The organism is Coxiella endosymbiont of Ornithodoros amblus (genome assembly GCF_019425495.1).
Lineage (GTDB): Bacteria > Pseudomonadota > Gammaproteobacteria > Coxiellales > Coxiellaceae > Coxiella.
Map to the genome: position 1 here is coordinate 13598 of NZ_VFIV01000006.1, position 17008 is coordinate 30605.

A 17008-nucleotide genomic window follows, 5' to 3' on the forward strand; every position below is an offset into this window, starting at 1 on the left:
GATTAGTTTTATTCCCTAATGACACTGTTGTGTCTTGAAGACACGATTCTGCCAATTCACAATCGTTTTCCCACCTTCTTCCATGTCATTTTTTCTTCAAACGCGATTGCTTTGCGTTTTTGAGTTCTTCTCGTTCTTGCATTTATAACGGATAAATCAATGAGCGAGAAAGAAGAATGCCGATAATAAATTTTTCAAGAAGAAGTGGTTTCGTTATTTGAATCAAACATTGCGAAAAACAGGTCGCGACATTGCAAAGGATTAGCTTTCGGCGGTAATGAGCAGATGGAAAATCTTTTGTCATTTCTGATTCGTGAGTGGTTTTAGAAAATCGATATTCTGTCAATGCGTTTTCTAAGTTTGACCTTAAGGAACGTGACGTCCCGCGTTCATAGTACTCGCATTTGATAATGTTACCGGCTTTTTGGATGACTATAATATGACTTCTCCTATAATCAGGAATGGCGATTTCTATCGACTCAAAAAGTTTATTCAAATCGGGTAAGCCACGATAACTAAATAAAAAATAATTCGCTTGAAATTCATTTAAATTTTCATGAATTAAAGTGGTCATGCTGTCGATATAATGAGGTTCTTCAAAAAACGATCGATTACCGTCATTTCTTTAAATGAATTTTTTTCGCAAACTTCTTCTAAAGCTGACTCTGTTGTTGAAGTGGAGTATTGTGGAAACAATGGCAATACAATTAGCTGGTGACATGTGCTTCTTGCAATTTTTTAAGTGCTATCTCCTATCTCAATCGAGGGTTTACCATAACGCATGCCAAGAGCCACAAAAATCATCGCTTAAAGCTTCTTCCGCGTGCTCACGAAGCATTGCGCTATAAACTAATAACGGAGAACCCTCCAGCATCCAAATTTTTTGGTACAGTCTACCCGAACGTTTCGGGTGGAAGGGTAAAATATACAAATGAACGATGACCCAGCGCACTAGAGAAGGGACGTCGATGACTTTCGGGTCTGAAAAATACCTTAAATATCGACGCACCGCTGGCACGGATGGTTCATCCGGCGTGCCCAGATTAATCAATAAAGCCCCTATTTTTTACTATTTTTCATTTCTAAAATCTTCTCTCGCTTTATAGCTCGTTTGGCCAAAGCTTATCTTGTAAAGTGTTAAGATGCTAGAAATTGTTTTAGCCAGTCAAAACCATAACAAGCTTGCCAAAATATAAGAATTATTGCGGGATTTGAAAATAAAATTTATTCCTCAAACGGAGTTTTCAGTTCCTGATATTGAAGGAACGAGCTCGACGTTTATTGAAAATGCCATTATTAAAGCGCGTCATGCAGCCAAACAAACTGGGCTTCCAGCTTTGGCGGATGATTCGGGTTTAACGGTCGCCGCTTTAAATTCCGCACCAGGTGTTTTTTCATCGCGATACGCCGGCAAAAAACACAACCGATGCTGAGTGGATTCAAAAAATACTGGAGGCATTGGAAGCGGCGGATGACTCGGATCGTAGCGCGTCTTTTCATTGTGTTATTGCGTTAATGGAAAACGAAAATGATCCAGCACCACTTATTTGTCATGGCGTTTGGGAGGGGGAGATCACGTGTGAGCCGCGAGGCAAAAATGGATTTGGTTACAACCCCATTTTTTATATGCCTTCCTATCAGCGCATCGCCGCCGAACTAAACCCCCAGGAAAAAAGTCATTAGCCACCGTTGTCAGGCTTTACAGCAAGTATCGGCTGTTTTGACAGAGGCCTTTTTGATATAGAGAAACTTCTCCCCGAGGTTAATCAAAAAGTGCCTGGCATATGTTGCACAAATGTTCCATAATAGAAAATTTACCCCAATAAAAAGCACTTAGGCTAGGAGATATTTAATGAGTCCTCTTCGTTAGTTCGCGCTTTCTCTTCCTTTCTTATTCATGTCGCTCGCTTATGCAGGCGGGCCGGAATATACACCCAAAAACGTATCAGTGAGTTGGGTTAATGTGGAAGGTTTTTTAACCGCGTTCTTAAAAAAGGAAGTCGAATTAAAATTTAACCGGTAACCTCTCATCATTTGGAACCTTTGCGAGCTCGCATTATCCATCATACGCTGTATATTCGGTCGGCCTTGGATGCCTCCTATTCAAAAACGACCCGTGGTTACGGTAACAATGCCAACGTTGACGCGCTTAGTGGTTAATGGCCCTACTAACGTGAGAGCTGACCGATTGCATAGCTCTAGATTGTCAATTCTTTCCTTGGGTTGGGGAAACATTCAATTAAAAGGCAAATGAAAGTGAATAACATTGTGCAGCGGGGTCAGAATTACATTTATTAGCTTGGGCCGGCCCGATAGCAGCACCTTATCGATAGATAGCCGAGGCAACGGAAGTCTTTATTTGGTGGCGGGTTGTGGGTAAAACGCTTTATGCCCGTTTAGCCACCAACGCCATTTTGGGGGCGCAATATTTGCAAGCCAATCACATCCAAGTGCAAACACAAAACAATGCTTCTGCTTACGTGATGCCACTTAATATCTTGCGCGCCTTTGCTTCAGGAAGGGCGAATATTTATTATTATAGCTACCCAAAATTTAACACGAGATACTAAACAATCTGGAAATGTGTTGCAAATGGCGTGGAGGGAGTGAGTAGAAAAAGGCCAATAAATCAGCATAAATTGCTTTCTTAGCATAATAGCTCTATATACGCCCCGTCTCCTCACAAAAGCGTTCCGAACGGATTTCGTTTTTTTATCTAACCTCTAAGAGGCCTCTCTGTTAAACCTCTTAACGTAACATATCGCATCAGTTTAAAGAAAGAAATCTCGGTCGCTTGCAGTCGAGATTTTTAACTCAATTCACTTGAATCATTACTCGCCGGTTGCAGGTATTCCTTTCAGGTGTGCGATAGCTGGCAATGGGTTGTTTCGCACCAAAACTCACAAGGCTGAACTGGGTAGGAGAAAATCCATGGTTCCATGAGAAGAAACCCGATGACTTCGGCGTATTGTTTACTTTCATAATCGCGGTAACGACGCGAATGAACCGTGCCGGTGAAAGCGTAGACCTTTATGGGGGGTAATGAACGATATGCGTTCATTTGTAATTATGCAAATACAAAACGATTAAACGTAGAGTTTCTATCTGTTTCTCTTTAACAGTTGTCGTTTTTGTCGCGAAAAAGCGGTTTACGGGTAGGATAAGCTGTAACCGAAAGCCTTGTTGGATCATTTGAACGCCCCGACTTTGCAAGGTTGCCGCTAAGGCTTTTTGACGAGCGTGAGTGAGAGGCGTCGTTACCTGCAGCACTGAAAATAGAGGCGGCAGCGTGGATTTGTGAGCACAAGCAGTCAAGCTTACGGTAAAGATGACGAGGGCAGAAATTAAAATTTTTCGATGGCGTATAACAGGTTCATGGGGATTCCTCATAATTAAATCGGTAATTTTAAACCAAAACAGGAGTCCTAATCCAACGTTTGCCGACATCGCTTAAGGCCGATCAGCAACGCAATAGTGGCGAAAAGAAAAATAGGCTAAAAGTCAGGAAGGATTTCATACCATGAATTTTCCTTTAATAAAATTCCACTGGTGATTCGCAAAAAAATTTGTCAAGGGCAATACTTCTTCTAACCATCGAGCCCATTGTGGCATCCCAGCAAAAGGGAAAATGAAACCAGAGAGTAAAATCGAACCTAAAAAGAAGAAGAATGCTGACTGCACGGCTTGCAATTGATTTTTAGCGATGCTTGAAAAAGTTAGTTCCACGGATAAATTGGCGGCAATAAAAGGCAGTGCGCTAATGAGCAATAAAGCAATACTCCCTTCAATAGGCACGCCAAATAAATAATGTGACACCACTAAGATTATAGAAACTTGAAGGTAACCGATGATAATACGGGGTGATTTTTCCGATCATCACTTCCAAATGCCGAACCGGTGTGGCCTACTGTTCCGCGTTCTCATTCGCGAGTCATCACTAAACTGGTATTTAATATCATTGTCATGGTCAGAAAGATGTCCTAAAGCCCTGGAACAATATTATATTGGGTGATATTTTCGGGATTGTGTTTACTATGTAAAACTATATTTGAGGGGTTCTGGTTGCGAGCGCAAATCATTGAGATTTCCTTTAAAAAAAGGGTTTTGAAAATAGTATTCCTAACGTTGGTATAGCTTCAAGTGCACTGACGACTGCCACCGGATCGCTTACGCCCGCTTTAGCTTTAATTAATATCTAAGGACGCAAACCGCGGATTAAATTTCGTGTAAAATCTGGAGGGATATTAATGATGAATAATACATCGCCTTTGGCCGGCAAGGTGTTGGCTTCTTTTAAGAATTTAGGTTGAGCGGTAATGATAAAATATTCGATATTTTTTACACTTTGAATAAAGGTTCGAGTAAAATCGCTGTGATCAGATGAAATTAAGGTGATGGGTAAGTATTTCGGATTTGTGTTAATATCAAAGCTGAATAAAATTAATTAAATTAAAGAAAGCATAATGATCATCACAAAAATTAACCGAGATCGTGCCGCATTTGTACGAATTCTTTAAAGGCGACGGCTACACAGCGATTCCACGAAAAATAGTATGTTCACTCACGGGCTCCTTTTTACTGACGAGTGCGATAAAAACATCCTCAAAGATAGGAGAGATTTTTTCCCAACGATAAGTGGGAGTTTTAAATGGCGCAATATTTTTTTTCTAAACGTTAGTTTCTCTACTACTGGCGTGTACAGCGTTTTCGAAAGCGGTGACGAGTTCCACGTCGGACAATTTTAATTTTCCCGTTAATTTGAATTTGATTAAATGGCTACCGGAAACTTTCCAAGTCGTTAGACGCAAGTCCTCAGTGATGGATTGTTCGGTTTCTTGCGAGAGGATGTGCCCGTACGCGATATAAGCGAGATGGGTGCAACGCTCTCCCCGCCTCGTCAATACAATGAGTACCAACAGGGGTGGTATTCCCTTCCTAGCTAAAAGATGAATTTGATCCCAAATTCACATTGGGCTTTCGGATCAATGCCTGCCGTTGGTTCGTCGAGCAATAGCATTTTGGCCGATGAACTAATGTAGCAGAGAGGAAGCCATTGTTTCCAGCTCCCCTATAAAGTTTCTGCTAATTGTTGGCTTCTTTCTGTTAAGCCTAATTTTTCATGCCATATAATCACGCGATAAAATCAAAGTTTCTGCGACGATTAAATCCTTGTATAAACTAGAACGCTAAGTCATGTAGTCGGATTGCCGTTTTATTTCTAAAGATTGAGTATAACATCATAACCCAAACATTGACATGAGCCCGAATCGGTTACTAATAAGCCGCATAACATCCGAATATTGGTGGTTTTGCGATTGCTGTTAGGGTCCAAAAACCGTAGATTTCGCCATTTTTTTACTTGTAAAGACGCATTAACGACCACCTGAACTCCATTGAAACTTTCATTAAGATTTTTTACATCGATAACATAAGTGGATTTAGGCATGAGAGTTACTCAATGACTCCTCGTGCAGATAAACAGCCACGGGCTAACTAGCATGGAATTTTAGGGTGTTTTTTCGAAAATGTCGCATTCCACCCAGTAAACTAATTCCGCTCTGGATTTTTTGCTGTAAAATGATAGGTCGCATATATTCAGCTTCAGGAGAAATATAAGCGACTTTCGCACGTTGTATTGTGCAACATCGCTTTAAATTTAATGATGGTACCTAATTTAAATCGACTGAGTAATGGTTCGGAAATATAAAAAAATCAATTTAATATTGTTGGGCGTGAGTCAAGCTGTCACCGGCTGGCCAGCAGGGACATATTCTCCCCCCATAAATAAGGTGTCAAAAATGTTCTTTTTTTGCCACGACAATTTTTTGATCTAATTGCCAGGCCAATTTTTGGCTACATTGGCCTGATCTGCATCGACCACGGCTTGTTGTGCAAAAATAAGGTGTTTGCGTTCGTCGATAATGCGATTTAAAATGATTTGCCGTTGACCCTTCACAAGATTTTCGAGGTTTTCTTTTTCCTGCGTCAACTTCGCTCTTGTTTCCTAATAATTCTGATTGCTGGGGCTGGAGTCGAGGATAAACAATGTTTGATCTTCTTTCGCCGAATCACTCCGATAAACGAGTAGCGATTTGAGGAGCCCATAGACGCTGGAGGAAAGGTAAATAAATTGGTCTTCTACGGTACCCTTGAAGGAAAACTAGCTGATTTTTAGAACAGTCTGAGAGCAGCAGTATAGCGAATAAAAGCAAAAAAATTAGTCGAATGAAGCGCATTCCCGGAATCCTTTCCATTGAGCATAACCTAGAAATTTATGTTGTTCACTGAGTTAGTGTTATAGTTTCATTTCCGCTTGCGGGAAGAACCTTAACTCGCTTCCGAAAATAGTAGTTATTGGTTTTTTATGGACTTAATTTTGGATTGAATAAAAGAAAAGTTGATGATTCCTATGTGCTCAATTTTAATTTTTTCAACAGCTTAAGGTTGTCATCGTGGGCATCCATTTTGGAGTGGCATATATAGTTATAAAGAATCACATACCATTTTTTACGATTGTGAAAATAGGAATAATAAGTAACATCTTTAGCTAAAGCATTATTTTTTGCAAACGTTATTAACGATTGTTTGTCGTAACGGTCCTTAATGCGGATGCTGTAATTGGTTGGCGGAAGTTACAACAATAAAATTTCATCGAGCAGTTGTTGTTTTATTTTCGCTATCTTATATTTCTTTGCCAAGGCAAGGTATTTTTATTGATAAGCACAGATATAGTCGGGAGTGAAAGGTAAAATAATCTCTGCTAAGCGCTCTAATTTATAAAAAGGACTAAACCAAAAACCGACGCAGGCCTCTATAAAAATCACTAGAAGACTAATTAAAAAAACAGTAATTTTTTGGAAAAATGATCCATAGGATTTCTTCTCTGAAAGGCTGTTGTTTATTTCCAAGTTTTTTAAGACTAATGACAAAGGGAGCAATTGCAGTTAAGAAATTGCGGCTAATAGCGGGAATAAAGGCTCATTTAATTCCTCAAAAAAATCGACTAAATCGGGATGCAGAACAAATACCTCTTTTTCATCGGAACTTTGATGTATAGGCACTTTCCCTGAGGTTACAATTTGATAGGGTTGAGTATCCGATAATAATGGCATTAATTTTGAGGCTACTTTATTGACAGGAACAAGGCTGTCTAAATAAACGCGACTCTCTCGGATGGTGACAAGTAATAATTCGAGCCGTTGGATAGTTCTTTGTAAAAAATTAAATTTTGTGCGCACCCAAAGTAATGTTTGATGCTTTCAGCGAGCAAATATCCGGGTTGTGGAAAAAAGCGATTTCATAATGATCGGTCTATCTTTTTAAGATATGAAGGAAGTAGCCGTGTCGTTCAGCAAGCAAACGAATACGTTTAGAAACAGAGGCCCTATCCCCTATTAAAACTTCGCGATAAGTTTGTAATACAAAGGGTGGTTATCATCTTTCAGTAATGTAAGCATGATTGACTGCTATGGAGCATAGGTTTATTGACGTTTCTGTTCAGTATAACAAATTGTCAACAGACCTTAGTTGAGACTTGTTTTACAATCCCCTTATTTTAAGGGGGATTTAAATAATTTTATATAATTTTTGTAATTTAGTTTTTTCTTAAGAACTTAAAAAAACCCCAGCGCTCGTGATGGAGATCTCCTTAAAAATTCATTCAATTTTAACTGAGCATAACCGGGAGGAGTCGTTGAGTGGGTGAATGAGTTTTCACAAGCTTCAGCAATTTCAGCGGCAATGAGATTAGGAAAGACGGCTTGTAATAAAATGCCGATGGCTTTTCGATCTTCCTCATCAATTCGAAAGCGTAAAAAATTCCAATAGCCCGTAATATTATGACAGGCGTCGCTCAGCTGTTGGGCAGGATTTCGTTTGTAAGAATTAAATTTTACCAAAGTTTCCGCAATGAGACGCTGCTCAGTTTAGTTTGTTATTTTCAACTCAACGTCAATTGGAGTTTTCAATTTCTTGATGGGTTAAAATTACTTTGATCGATTATATTTGGCGGACCGTTAAAGCGCTAAAGAGACGCATTCGTGCCATGAATGGACAGCCGGAAGTTTTTTTAATCTTGCCGAAGAAATCGGCCGCATTGGTTATAGCCGCACCAAATAGCATATAAGATAATGTTTATATTAACTCCATTCGGTGAGCGTAACTGATGAATGGCTATTTGCACAGCCGGCTGCGTGGTTAATTGGTCTACAAATTTTACAAAAGGATGATCAGCAAAATTCATGTCCATAATGAGCCATTGCCGTTCGTATTATTATGTACTCACTGCGTGCATTTTCTTTTGAAAATTATGCAAGATTAAAGGATAAAAAGCCGTATTTTGTTCTTGTTGTTTGTGAATTGTATTTTTCAACATTGCTTTATATAATTCACGCTGTTCTTCTGATCCAAAACTCGCGATCAGAGTAGTGCAGCACACTAACTTTTCTTTAATTTTCTCGGTTAGTTGATTGCGTGGAATGGTTAATAATTGAATCGCTTCTACCAAAGCGAAATCCACTTTTTTCGACCGGTGAATAACTCAATCGCTATTCTCGATTTCGTAATTTTCTAAAAAATTTTCGAAATGATTGGAAAAGTTTCTAACACCTGAATAAGAATAATAACTGACATTGGTATTATCCAGATTTTCTTTGATATCAGTTACAATCATATACCCGAGACGATACAACTCAACTTCATTATCATAAAGGTGTCGATCTTTCAGTTTTTTTTAATTGATTGAGTTTTTTTAGTCCGTTCCGCTTGCGGTAAATATTTTCGCAACATTTGGCGGTAAATACTAATCGATTTTTTCATTGTCTCGGAAAAATTGACATAACGCTCCATCCCATTTTTTCCATGTTTTAACAATAACATGCGCGGATATAGTATATCCAAAAAACCTTAAGGGAGTAAGTATGAGGTAATCCTAACTACACTTTGAATTAGGTAAACAATAGCAGGTGTAAAAACAATGGTACGAGGATTAAAATTTAGTAAAATCAAATTGTTAATATCTATTTCCATGCTTGTTCTGCTTGCGGTAACTATTTTTGCGGTTTACGGACAACCCCTATCACACTTCGATCTCAATTACGAAGAAAGTCGTTATTACGGGGCGCATCTTTGCGCTTACTCTGAATTTACCTGCATCGCGGTGAAGCTAGCAATACTTGAATAAAATTATTCCCTAAAATAGCGGGAGATTGTCAAACGCTTGAATAGGACTAATATGGCGCTCAGCAACCGTCATTAGATCGTCGTGCCAACGGAACTTACGGAAGTGGAATATTTAGATTTGTATCCTTTTCCTCCAAATATCCATCCTACTCATCAAAAAAGTGTTGGTAGTCATTTAGGGCTTCATACTTTTACTGCCTATGATGAGAAAAGGCAATTAGTCCATTGAGGGACTGTTTCGGGATGGCAAGAATGGTGTCGGGATGGAAATGTAACACGGTGGTAGGGAACTTTAGAATTGTCCGATTAGGAGGGGCCCCGAATGCGTTTCTAACAAATGCCCTGTTGAAAACGAAGGAGGTCATTGATATCCCGTATTGCATGTTTTATTTTCGCGGTTATGTGCTTCTGTGCTTCATGGCTCAACTTTCCCCGGTTAGAGCACGCAAGCCACGGTTGCATTCGTCTCTTTTATAATAATGATGCTAAATGCTTGAATAAGCATTTCTTGAACGTCAGTGCCTAGGTCATCGTGACATGCTAGCTGGCCTGGAGCCTGCTTTGTAACTAAGTAACTTGACTGTCGTTTCTACATCTTCTACTGTCGTGGAGCATGAAGAAGCAACTTTTTTTGGCCCAACAAAATGAAATCCATTCCACTTTGTGGACAGTTAATTAAGCGGAGCTGGTTGATACATCCCAGCCCTCTGACGCAGCGTTTGTGCAAGACAACTGATGGACAAATTCAACACCACCTGCTTCGCGAAGTTTTAGACCTACCGGCTGACGAAGAGACTCAACTCCTGGGTATTTCTCAGCCAGAATTAGCCTTGATCCGTGAAATTGAATGGCGATATTTCGAAACCTTATGGGTTGCGGCCCGTGTAGTAATCCAAAAGAAAACCCTGGAAAGAGAGGCCTCCCCACTTAGCCATATCGGCAAGCGCTCTTCAGGCGATATATTATTTGCAAATGCCAAATTTACTCGCGGCGATTTGGAGTTTATGCAAATTACCGCTGATCACCCTTATTATTTTTATGTTAAAGAGATTACGAATCGAGGTTGTATTTTGGCTCGACGTTCTTTGTTTTATTTCGAAGGAGATCCCTTGTTGGTGAGCGAATTTTTTCCCCGCGCTATTTTTAGAGAGTTCTGTATCGAATGATTAATCTTCGCCAACAAATACCTCATTATTTACGGTTAATGCGCTTTGATAAGCCGGTTGGTATTTTTTTGCTATTGTGGCCGACTTTGTGGGCTGTTTGGATTGCAGCCAAAGGGGCCCCTTCTTTTAAAATAACCGTGATTTTTATTGCCGGTAGTGTGGTTATGCGCGCCGCGGGCTGTATTGTGAATGATTTTGCTGATCGTCATCTGGATAAACATGTTCAGCGTACTCAAATGCGTCCGCTTGCGAGCGGATCGGTGAGCGTTACTGAAGCGATGCTTCTCTTTGCCGTTTTGAGTTTAATTGCCTTCACATTAGTGTTGTTATTAAACCGTTTGACCGTGGAACTTGCCGTTATTGGCACTTTATTGGTGCTCGTTTACCCATTTTTAAAACGATTCACTCATTTACCTCAATTATGGTTAGGCGTTGCGTTTTCATGGAGTATCCCAATGGTGTTTGCCGCGACGGTAGGGCACGTTCCAGCCGTGGCTTGGTTATTATTTTTTACAGCAGTTCTATGGCCTATCGTGTATGATACGCAATATGCAATGATTGATCGCGAAGACGACATTAAAATAGGCATAAAATCGACGGCTATTTTGTTTGGTCGTTATGATCGCCTCATGATCGGATTACTTCAAGGCATCGTGCTCCTGACATTTGGATTCTTAGGTTGTTATTTGCGGTTTAATTATTGGTTTTATTTGGGATGGTTAGTAGCATTAGGGTTAATGTGTTATCAGCAGTTTTTAATCCGTCACCGGAAGCCACTGGGTTGTTTTACTGCTTTTTGGAATAATCATTGGGTCGGCTTTTTTATTTTTCTTGGCATTCTTCTGGCCTACAGAAATTGACTAAAATTTAGCCATGTCTTGATTTTATTATGGTAAGGTTTGCTAATCAAGCATAATTTATAGGATAATGTAGAAAATAGGCGGTAGAGTTAAAGAATTATTAGGCTGGTTTATGAAAAAAAAATTCCTCGTTTTTATTCTTATCCTCTTTTCATTAGTAGCCGCCCCCTTCCTTTATGCTGAAGATTTGGTTCAAGTTTATTATCAAGCCCTCGCGAGTGATCCCGCTTTTCAAAAAGCACACGCGGACTGGTTGTCGGCAAGAGAAAACCTTCCTATCGCTATGTCAGGTAGCGGAACGCCGGGATCGGGTCTATTTACTTTCGTAAATATAATAGCCGGCCTGAATCGCACCTATCAACGGATTGAAAAGGGAGAATCCAGCGTTAGTAGTTACTTTAATCAACATAATTACCAAGTCACGGTCACTCAACCAATTTTTAATTACGCTACCTGGAAGGCAATAAGTAGCGCTAGTTTTTCAGTGAAAGCGGCTACGGCAACTTACATAGAAGCCACCCAAGATTTAATATTTCGAACGGCTAAGGCTTACTTTGATGTTTTAGATGCCTACGACCAATTGCAATTCACTTTGGCACAAAAGGAATCGTTTTATCATCAATTGGTGACAGCACAAGAGAAATTTAAAGTCGGCTTAATTGCAATTACCGGCGTTTACGACGCTCAAGCGAGCTATGATCAAGCGATAGCACAAGAAATTCAAGATCGAAATAATTTAGATAACCAGCTTGAAAACCTACGGGCGATTACAGGTCAGGAATACCGCTCGTTGGCTAGCCTGAAAAAATCGATTCCGCTAGTGATACCCCATCCTCGAAACATCGATGCCTGGACGGCCATGGCAGAGCGACAAAGTTTTGCTATTCAATCCGCATTGTATACCATGCTAGCGCAGCGCGAGATCGTTAAACAGACGGCAGCCCAGCGCTATCCTACCCTGATAGGGACTTTTTCTTATGGTGTTCAAGAAAGGGGCCTCGCCCCAAGTTTTACAGGTACTCCTCTAGTGGACACCCTTTCAGATACGACCACGACAACAGCTATGGCTGGGCTTTATTTAAATTTTCCGGTTTTTCAAAGCGATTTTGTGACCCATTCTACTCGGCAGGAAAAATATAATTATTTATCGGTTAGCGACCAACTTAATTTCACTCATCGCGATGTGCTACGACAAACGCGCCAAGCTTATTTAGGGGTTGATTCGGGGATTAGTAAAATCAGAGCGGACCGTCAAGCAATCATTTCTGCGAAAAACAAACTGGAAGCTACGCAGGCAGGCTACGTAGTGGGAACCCGAACCATGGTAGACGTATTAAGTTCGGTGACTTCTTTGTATCAAGCTCAGCAACAATGGGCAACGGATCGATACAGTTACATCATCAACATCATTACTTTAAAACAACAAGCGGGAACCTTATGCCCCTATGATTTAGCACAAATAAATACCTGGCTAGGAAAAGTGATACGATTTGATGTTGAAAAAAGCCGCTGAATGTGAAGGTATTCACGCCTTCAACCCCTCCACACACAGTTAAGCACTTCCGTTCTTCTAGTAGAGTGCAGCCCGGGCCATCAATTCCATCGGCCTCTAATTAAAGCATCACGCCATCACATATCCCCCGTCCACAGGACGTCTCTCGTCGAAACCGTACGTCCCCATTATGCAATTCAATTATTTGCCTCGCGTATGCTAGCCGAAGCTGCTGCATTCAATAAAGAAACATCATTTGGATGATCTCCATATTATTCACCAAAACGGCTGGTACAAAGTTTTATCAGGTCATTATCCACTCGCCAGGCAGCCACCATCACTTTGCATCGTCTACCTCCTTCCCTCCAGAAATTAAAACCGTTGGTTGTCGGAGTACCAAAAACCCAATCAACTTTGATCAAACCGCTATCTTTTCAAAAAAAGCCTCTCACCTATCCCCACCGAGATAGTAACTCTTCTCAATAAAAACTTAAACCCCGTCGCCCTCCGCGGGGCATCTGCTGTATTATTGAAGCATAAAAAACCTTCACGGCGGAGTCAGGAGGAGACCTAAAAGACTAGGGGCTAAGAAAAACACCGATGGTGCTTTTCTTAGCCTTTTAGCCGGGACTCCCGTGACTTCGGCTGTGAAAGCCCTCGATTCTTTGTCTGTCAGTAGACGGCCCACGCACGGGAACGACGGACATCTTTTCAACCACTTGATATTCCCTCTTTACTTCGCCCCCTTAAGTTGAGCTCTAGGTGCCTGCGAGGGAATGACAAAACTGTAAGAGTCAAAATTAGAGTTACTGTTCACCCCTCCTCCCGTTCCTGTTTCCGAATATTTTTATCACCCCAAAGTTTTAATCACCACGCATTAAATTCAACGATATTTTTAGAGTTCATCATGAGAATTAATATTACGCCTCACCTCTTTGAGGTGCCATTTAAAAGTTTACCGTGTTTCATCGTCTTCTGGAGACACTTCAAACATTAATTTTTTGTGCCCAAATTTTTCGACTAACGCAAAAATTACATCCTTCCACCAGTTCTTTGGGTCAGCAATTTCTTCGCTGATTCCTTCTGATTCAATCATTGATGTGTAAGCACCGGCTTCAAAAAACGTCCGCCTTCTTCAATGAATTAATTAAGAGTTTTTGATTGTTTTAATTTTTTTGATGACTAATCTCTTTAAGGCCACCCCGACTCCGCTCATAATCGTAATTTCAGGTTTTAGTTTTAAACCTATTTTTTGAATTTGCTTGACTGCATCGATGTGAAAATCAAGACTAAAATTCCTGGCGCGCTCAAACATGCCGCTTGAAACTTCCACGACATCAAATCCTAACACTTTCGTTTCTTCTAAATATCGATCGATATTGTTGGAGTTTTGAATAACGACTCGTTCAATAAAACCGTCCGTGTTAACGTAGACATTATATTTATGAGCTAGGTCAGTGGAGGCTGTGACGGTTTTTGTATCTAATGAAGCTTGTGTGCCTCCCACGAATTTAACCCGTCAATGTAGTAACCCCTCGTTTCCGATAGCGCTTCAAACTGCTGAACGCTGAAAATTTCATAAGTAATGGCCACGGATTTCAATTTGACCGGTATGGCGTGGTTTGGGTGGCAGTCCAAAAAGATCGACAAAAGCAAAATTGCGTTTTAACGTTTGGTTAGACATTCTTCCTTCATGAGCCATTAATTCAATCCTCGACCTCGAGTAAATAAACAATATGACGAATTTTAACCAGGAGAGGATCGCAATGGCAATCACTATTGCCGTAACTGGTGAATGGAATGAAGAAGAAAAACGCGTAGCGATTACGCCAACCTTGGTACCACGATTAATACAACGAGACATCGAAATACGATTGCAAGCTGGCGTTGGCCAAGGGCTGATTTTTCTGATTCGGCTTACGGTAATGTTTCATTGCGTAAAAATTTAACGGAATGTTATCGTGATGCGGTGATCATTTTTCGCGTAACGCCGCCAAGCATTGCCGATATAAAAAATGCTGCAGGATGCTTTGGTAATTGGTTTGTTGGCTCCGTATGGGGATGAAAAAAGAATCACGGCGTTAGAAGAACAAAATATAACCGCGTTTGCTTTAGAATTATTGGCGCGAATCACCCTTGCTCAAGCCATGGATGTTTTATCTTCGCAAGCGTCTATCGTTGGTTACAAAGCGGTTCTCGTGGCTGCTAATACGGTAGGTAACTATTTTCCGATGTTATAACCACGGCAGCGATACGATTCGCCCTATTAAAATGCTAGTCATTGGAGCAGGTGTCGCCGGTTTGCAAGCGATTGCAACGGCGAAACGGTTGGGCGCCATCGTCTCCGCGTATTATGTTCGTCCGGAAGCGAAAGAACAAGTCGAGTCGCTGGGCGCACAAATGGTGAAATTATCGATTAGCGGCGGTGGTAGCAGTAGATATGCCAGAGAGTTGACCCCCGAAGAACGACAGCAACAACAAATCGAATTAACAAAACACATCGTAAGCGCTCAAGTCATTATTACTACCACTGCTGTTCCTGGAAAAAAGCACCGCTAATTATCTCTAAAGCTGTCGTCGTCCAAATGCAAAGCGGTTCAGTCGTTGTCGATGTGGCAAGCCCCGATGGAAGGAAATTGCGAGCTGACTGAAGTCGGTAGATTATCAAGGCGTAAAAATTATCGGGCCCACCAACTTGCCCAACGGTTTAGCTCGCGATGCTAGCCAGCTTTTCGGTAGCAATCTTATTCATTTTTTGGAATTGTTGTTGAATGAGAAGAATGAAATAGCGATTGATTAGCAGGATGAAATTTTAAATAAAACCACGATTACTAAAGGTACTCTACCCATTATGCGACAAAAACAAATTCCAATGTCCTTTCCGCGAAAGTGAGAATGACGGGTTAAAAAAGGATAAATTATGTTTAAATTAATAACTGCACTTTACATTGTTATGCTCGCTGCGTTTGCGGGGTATGAGATTATTGGCCGCGTTCCCAGAATCTTACACACGCCATTAATGTCGGGAACAAATTTTATTCATGGCATTGTGTTTATTGGAGCAATGATTTAGTCTCTGTACAAACCCCGTTAATACGCGTTTTCGAATGCTCGCGATGTTTAAAACCAGTCAAGATAAGGATAAAAGTTCGTGTTTGGGTTTCTGGTAAAAGAGTAGCGATGACAGCTATGCCACAAATGATTGCACTTTATAACGGCATGGGTGGCGGTGCTGCGGCTGCTATCACTGCGAGTGAAACCTAAGCGAGCCACCCATTTATTGAATTAACATTAGCGCTGATTGGTGGTTTGATTGGAATGATTGCTTTTAGTGGCAGCTTAATCGCTTTTTCAAAATTACAAGGCATTATTCGCAAACCTATCACATTACCTTTGCACAATATCAGCATGGCTATTTTCGGATTGATAATCTTCGGTTTAATTAGATATTCTTCTTTTTTATTCTGAACAGAAAGAGTTATTGGCAATTTATTCCGGCCTTTTATTTTTATACGGCATTTTCGTCGCACTTCCTATTGGCGATGCAAACATGCCCGTAGTCATTTCATTATTTAACGCCATGACAGGATTGACTGTGGCTTTTGAAGGTTTTGTATTGGTGAACCAGCTTATGATGGTCGCCGGTATTATCGTGGGCGCTTCCGGAACGTTATTAACTTTAATTAATGGCGAAAACAATTAATCAATCGGTGACCGCCATTTTATTTACTCCTCACCACGATGGACCTGTTATTACTCAAGGAGTTGAAGGAGTATTAAAACCCATCAATGCTAAGGATGCCGGCGTCATGCTCGCGTATACACAAAAAATTATTATCGTTCCGGGTTACGGAATGGCAGTCGCACAAGCACAAAACAAAATTTAGGAACTCGCCAAATTATTAATGGGACGCCAGATTCAGGTTGAATTTGCAATCCATCCCATTACTGGTCGTATGCCAGGTTATATGAACGTTTTTTGGCGGAGGTAGGCGTGCCATATGACTTCGTTTTTACAATGGATGAAGTTAATGAAGAATTCGCCGTAATAGATGTCGCGATGGTCATTGACGTTAATGACATCGTCAATCCGATAGCGAGTCAATCAAAAGATAGCCCTCTTTATGGCCTGCCTTTTTTGCACGTAGAGCGTGCGAAAAACGTGATCGTTATTAAGCGTGGTCAAGGACCCGGTTTTTCCGGCGTTGAAAACAGTCTTTTTTACAATGTCATTAAGAACGATCATTTTCCTTTCGTCAATACTCTACTCTATCGGTCGTAAAATCGATTATTCAAAGCTGAAGCTAACT

The 17008-nt window shown here is 40.7% G+C and carries 7 protein-coding genes and 14 pseudogenes; 9 read left to right on the forward strand and 12 right to left on the reverse strand.

The window, feature by feature from the left end; all coding sequences use genetic code 11:
• Nucleotides 1-142: 142 nt before the first annotated feature.
• From FIV31_RS01600 to FIV31_RS01610, 3 genes are all read right to left on the reverse strand, one after another.
• Nucleotides 143-574, reverse strand: coding sequence for a hypothetical protein (locus FIV31_RS01600; protein ID WP_280123579.1), 432 nt, complete (start codon nt 572-574; stop codon nt 143-145).
• Entirely contained in the window at nt 571-702 is a 132-nt protein-coding gene (locus tag FIV31_RS01605; protein ID WP_341873954.1) for a hypothetical protein, read from the reverse strand. Before FIV31_RS01605 ends, FIV31_RS01600 begins: the two co-directional genes overlap by 4 nt.
• 67 nt (nt 703-769) lie before the next feature.
• Nucleotides 770-1051, reverse strand: a complete 282-nt coding sequence (locus tag FIV31_RS01610; protein WP_280123580.1) for a ferrochelatase — start codon at nt 1049-1051, stop codon at nt 770-772.
• A 151-nt stretch (nt 1052-1202) separates the two neighbouring features.
• Here FIV31_RS01610 and rdgB point away from each other — a divergent pair.
• Together rdgB and FIV31_RS01620 are read left to right on the forward strand one after the other, a co-directional pair.
• Nucleotides 1203-1744, forward strand: a pseudogene (gene rdgB, locus FIV31_RS01615) (RdgB/HAM1 family non-canonical purine NTP pyrophosphatase).
• Between the two features lie 153 nt (nt 1745-1897).
• Nucleotides 1898-2610 (forward strand): annotated as a pseudogene (locus FIV31_RS01620) (GIN domain-containing protein).
• A gap of 204 nt (nt 2611-2814) precedes the next feature.
• Here the strand turns inward: FIV31_RS01620 and FIV31_RS01625 are convergent.
• The 8 genes and pseudogenes from FIV31_RS01625 to FIV31_RS01660 all read right to left on the reverse strand — a co-directional run bounded on the left by FIV31_RS01625 (nt 2815) and on the right by FIV31_RS01660 (nt 8861).
• Nucleotides 2815-3390: pseudogene (locus FIV31_RS01625) on the reverse strand (OmpA family protein).
• 123 nt (nt 3391-3513) lie between these two features.
• A complete protein-coding gene (locus tag FIV31_RS01630) occupies nt 3514-3819 on the reverse strand; it encodes an ABC transporter permease (RefSeq protein ID WP_280123581.1) in 306 nt (101 codons plus the stop codon).
• Nucleotides 3820-4667: 848 nt separating this feature from the next.
• Nucleotides 4668-4916, reverse strand: coding sequence for a hypothetical protein (locus tag FIV31_RS01635; protein WP_280123582.1), 249 nt, complete (start codon nt 4914-4916; stop codon nt 4668-4670).
• Nucleotides 4917-5218: 302 nt separating this feature from the next.
• A complete protein-coding gene (locus FIV31_RS01640) occupies nt 5219-5446 on the reverse strand; it encodes a P-loop NTPase family protein (protein ID WP_280123583.1) in 228 nt (75 codons plus the stop codon).
• Nucleotides 5447-5489: 43 nt separating this feature from the next.
• A pseudogene (locus FIV31_RS01645) lies at nt 5490-6254 on the reverse strand (HlyD family secretion protein).
• 41 nt (nt 6255-6295) lie between these two features.
• Nucleotides 6296-7457 (reverse strand): annotated as a pseudogene (locus tag FIV31_RS01650) (hypothetical protein).
• Nucleotides 7458-7613: 156 nt separating this feature from the next.
• Nucleotides 7614-8248 (reverse strand): annotated as a pseudogene (locus FIV31_RS01655) (DUF2390 domain-containing protein).
• A 24-nt stretch (nt 8249-8272) separates the two neighbouring features.
• Nucleotides 8273-8861: pseudogene (locus FIV31_RS01660) on the reverse strand (hypothetical protein).
• A gap of 113 nt (nt 8862-8974) precedes the next feature.
• Here FIV31_RS01660 and FIV31_RS01665 point away from each other — a divergent pair.
• The 4 genes and pseudogenes from FIV31_RS01665 (at nt 8975) to FIV31_RS01680 (ending at nt 13168) form a co-directional block, all read left to right on the forward strand.
• Nucleotides 8975-9706: pseudogene (locus FIV31_RS01665) on the forward strand (L,D-transpeptidase family protein).
• Between the two features lie 87 nt (nt 9707-9793).
• Nucleotides 9794-10350 (forward strand): annotated as a pseudogene (locus FIV31_RS01670) (chorismate--pyruvate lyase family protein).
• Nucleotides 10343-11206: a 4-hydroxybenzoate octaprenyltransferase gene (ubiA, locus tag FIV31_RS01675; RefSeq protein WP_280123584.1), complete on the forward strand. Its 864-nt coding sequence runs from the start codon at nt 10343-10345 to the stop codon at nt 11204-11206. Before FIV31_RS01670 ends, ubiA begins: the two are co-directional and overlap by 8 nt.
• Nucleotides 11207-11318: 112 nt before the next feature.
• Nucleotides 11319-13168 (forward strand): annotated as a pseudogene (locus tag FIV31_RS01680) (TolC family outer membrane protein).
• A 485-nt stretch (nt 13169-13653) separates the two neighbouring features.
• Here FIV31_RS01680 and FIV31_RS01685 read toward each other — a convergent pair.
• Nucleotides 13654-14205: pseudogene (locus tag FIV31_RS01685) on the reverse strand (phosphosulfolactate synthase).
• Nucleotides 14206-14370: 165 nt separating this feature from the next.
• On the opposite strand from FIV31_RS01685, the pseudogene FIV31_RS01690 reads away from it, so the two are divergent.
• The 3 pseudogenes from FIV31_RS01690 to FIV31_RS01700 all read left to right on the forward strand — a co-directional run.
• Nucleotides 14371-15605: pseudogene (locus tag FIV31_RS01690) on the forward strand (NAD(P) transhydrogenase subunit alpha).
• A 13-nt stretch (nt 15606-15618) separates the two neighbouring features.
• Nucleotides 15619-15868: pseudogene (locus FIV31_RS01695) on the forward strand (proton-translocating transhydrogenase family protein).
• Nucleotides 15846-16923: pseudogene (locus tag FIV31_RS01700) on the forward strand (NAD(P)(+) transhydrogenase (Re/Si-specific) subunit beta); the annotation flags it as partial. The pseudogenes FIV31_RS01695 and FIV31_RS01700, both read left to right, overlap by 23 nt.
• Between the last annotated feature and the right edge of the window lie 85 nt (nt 16924-17008).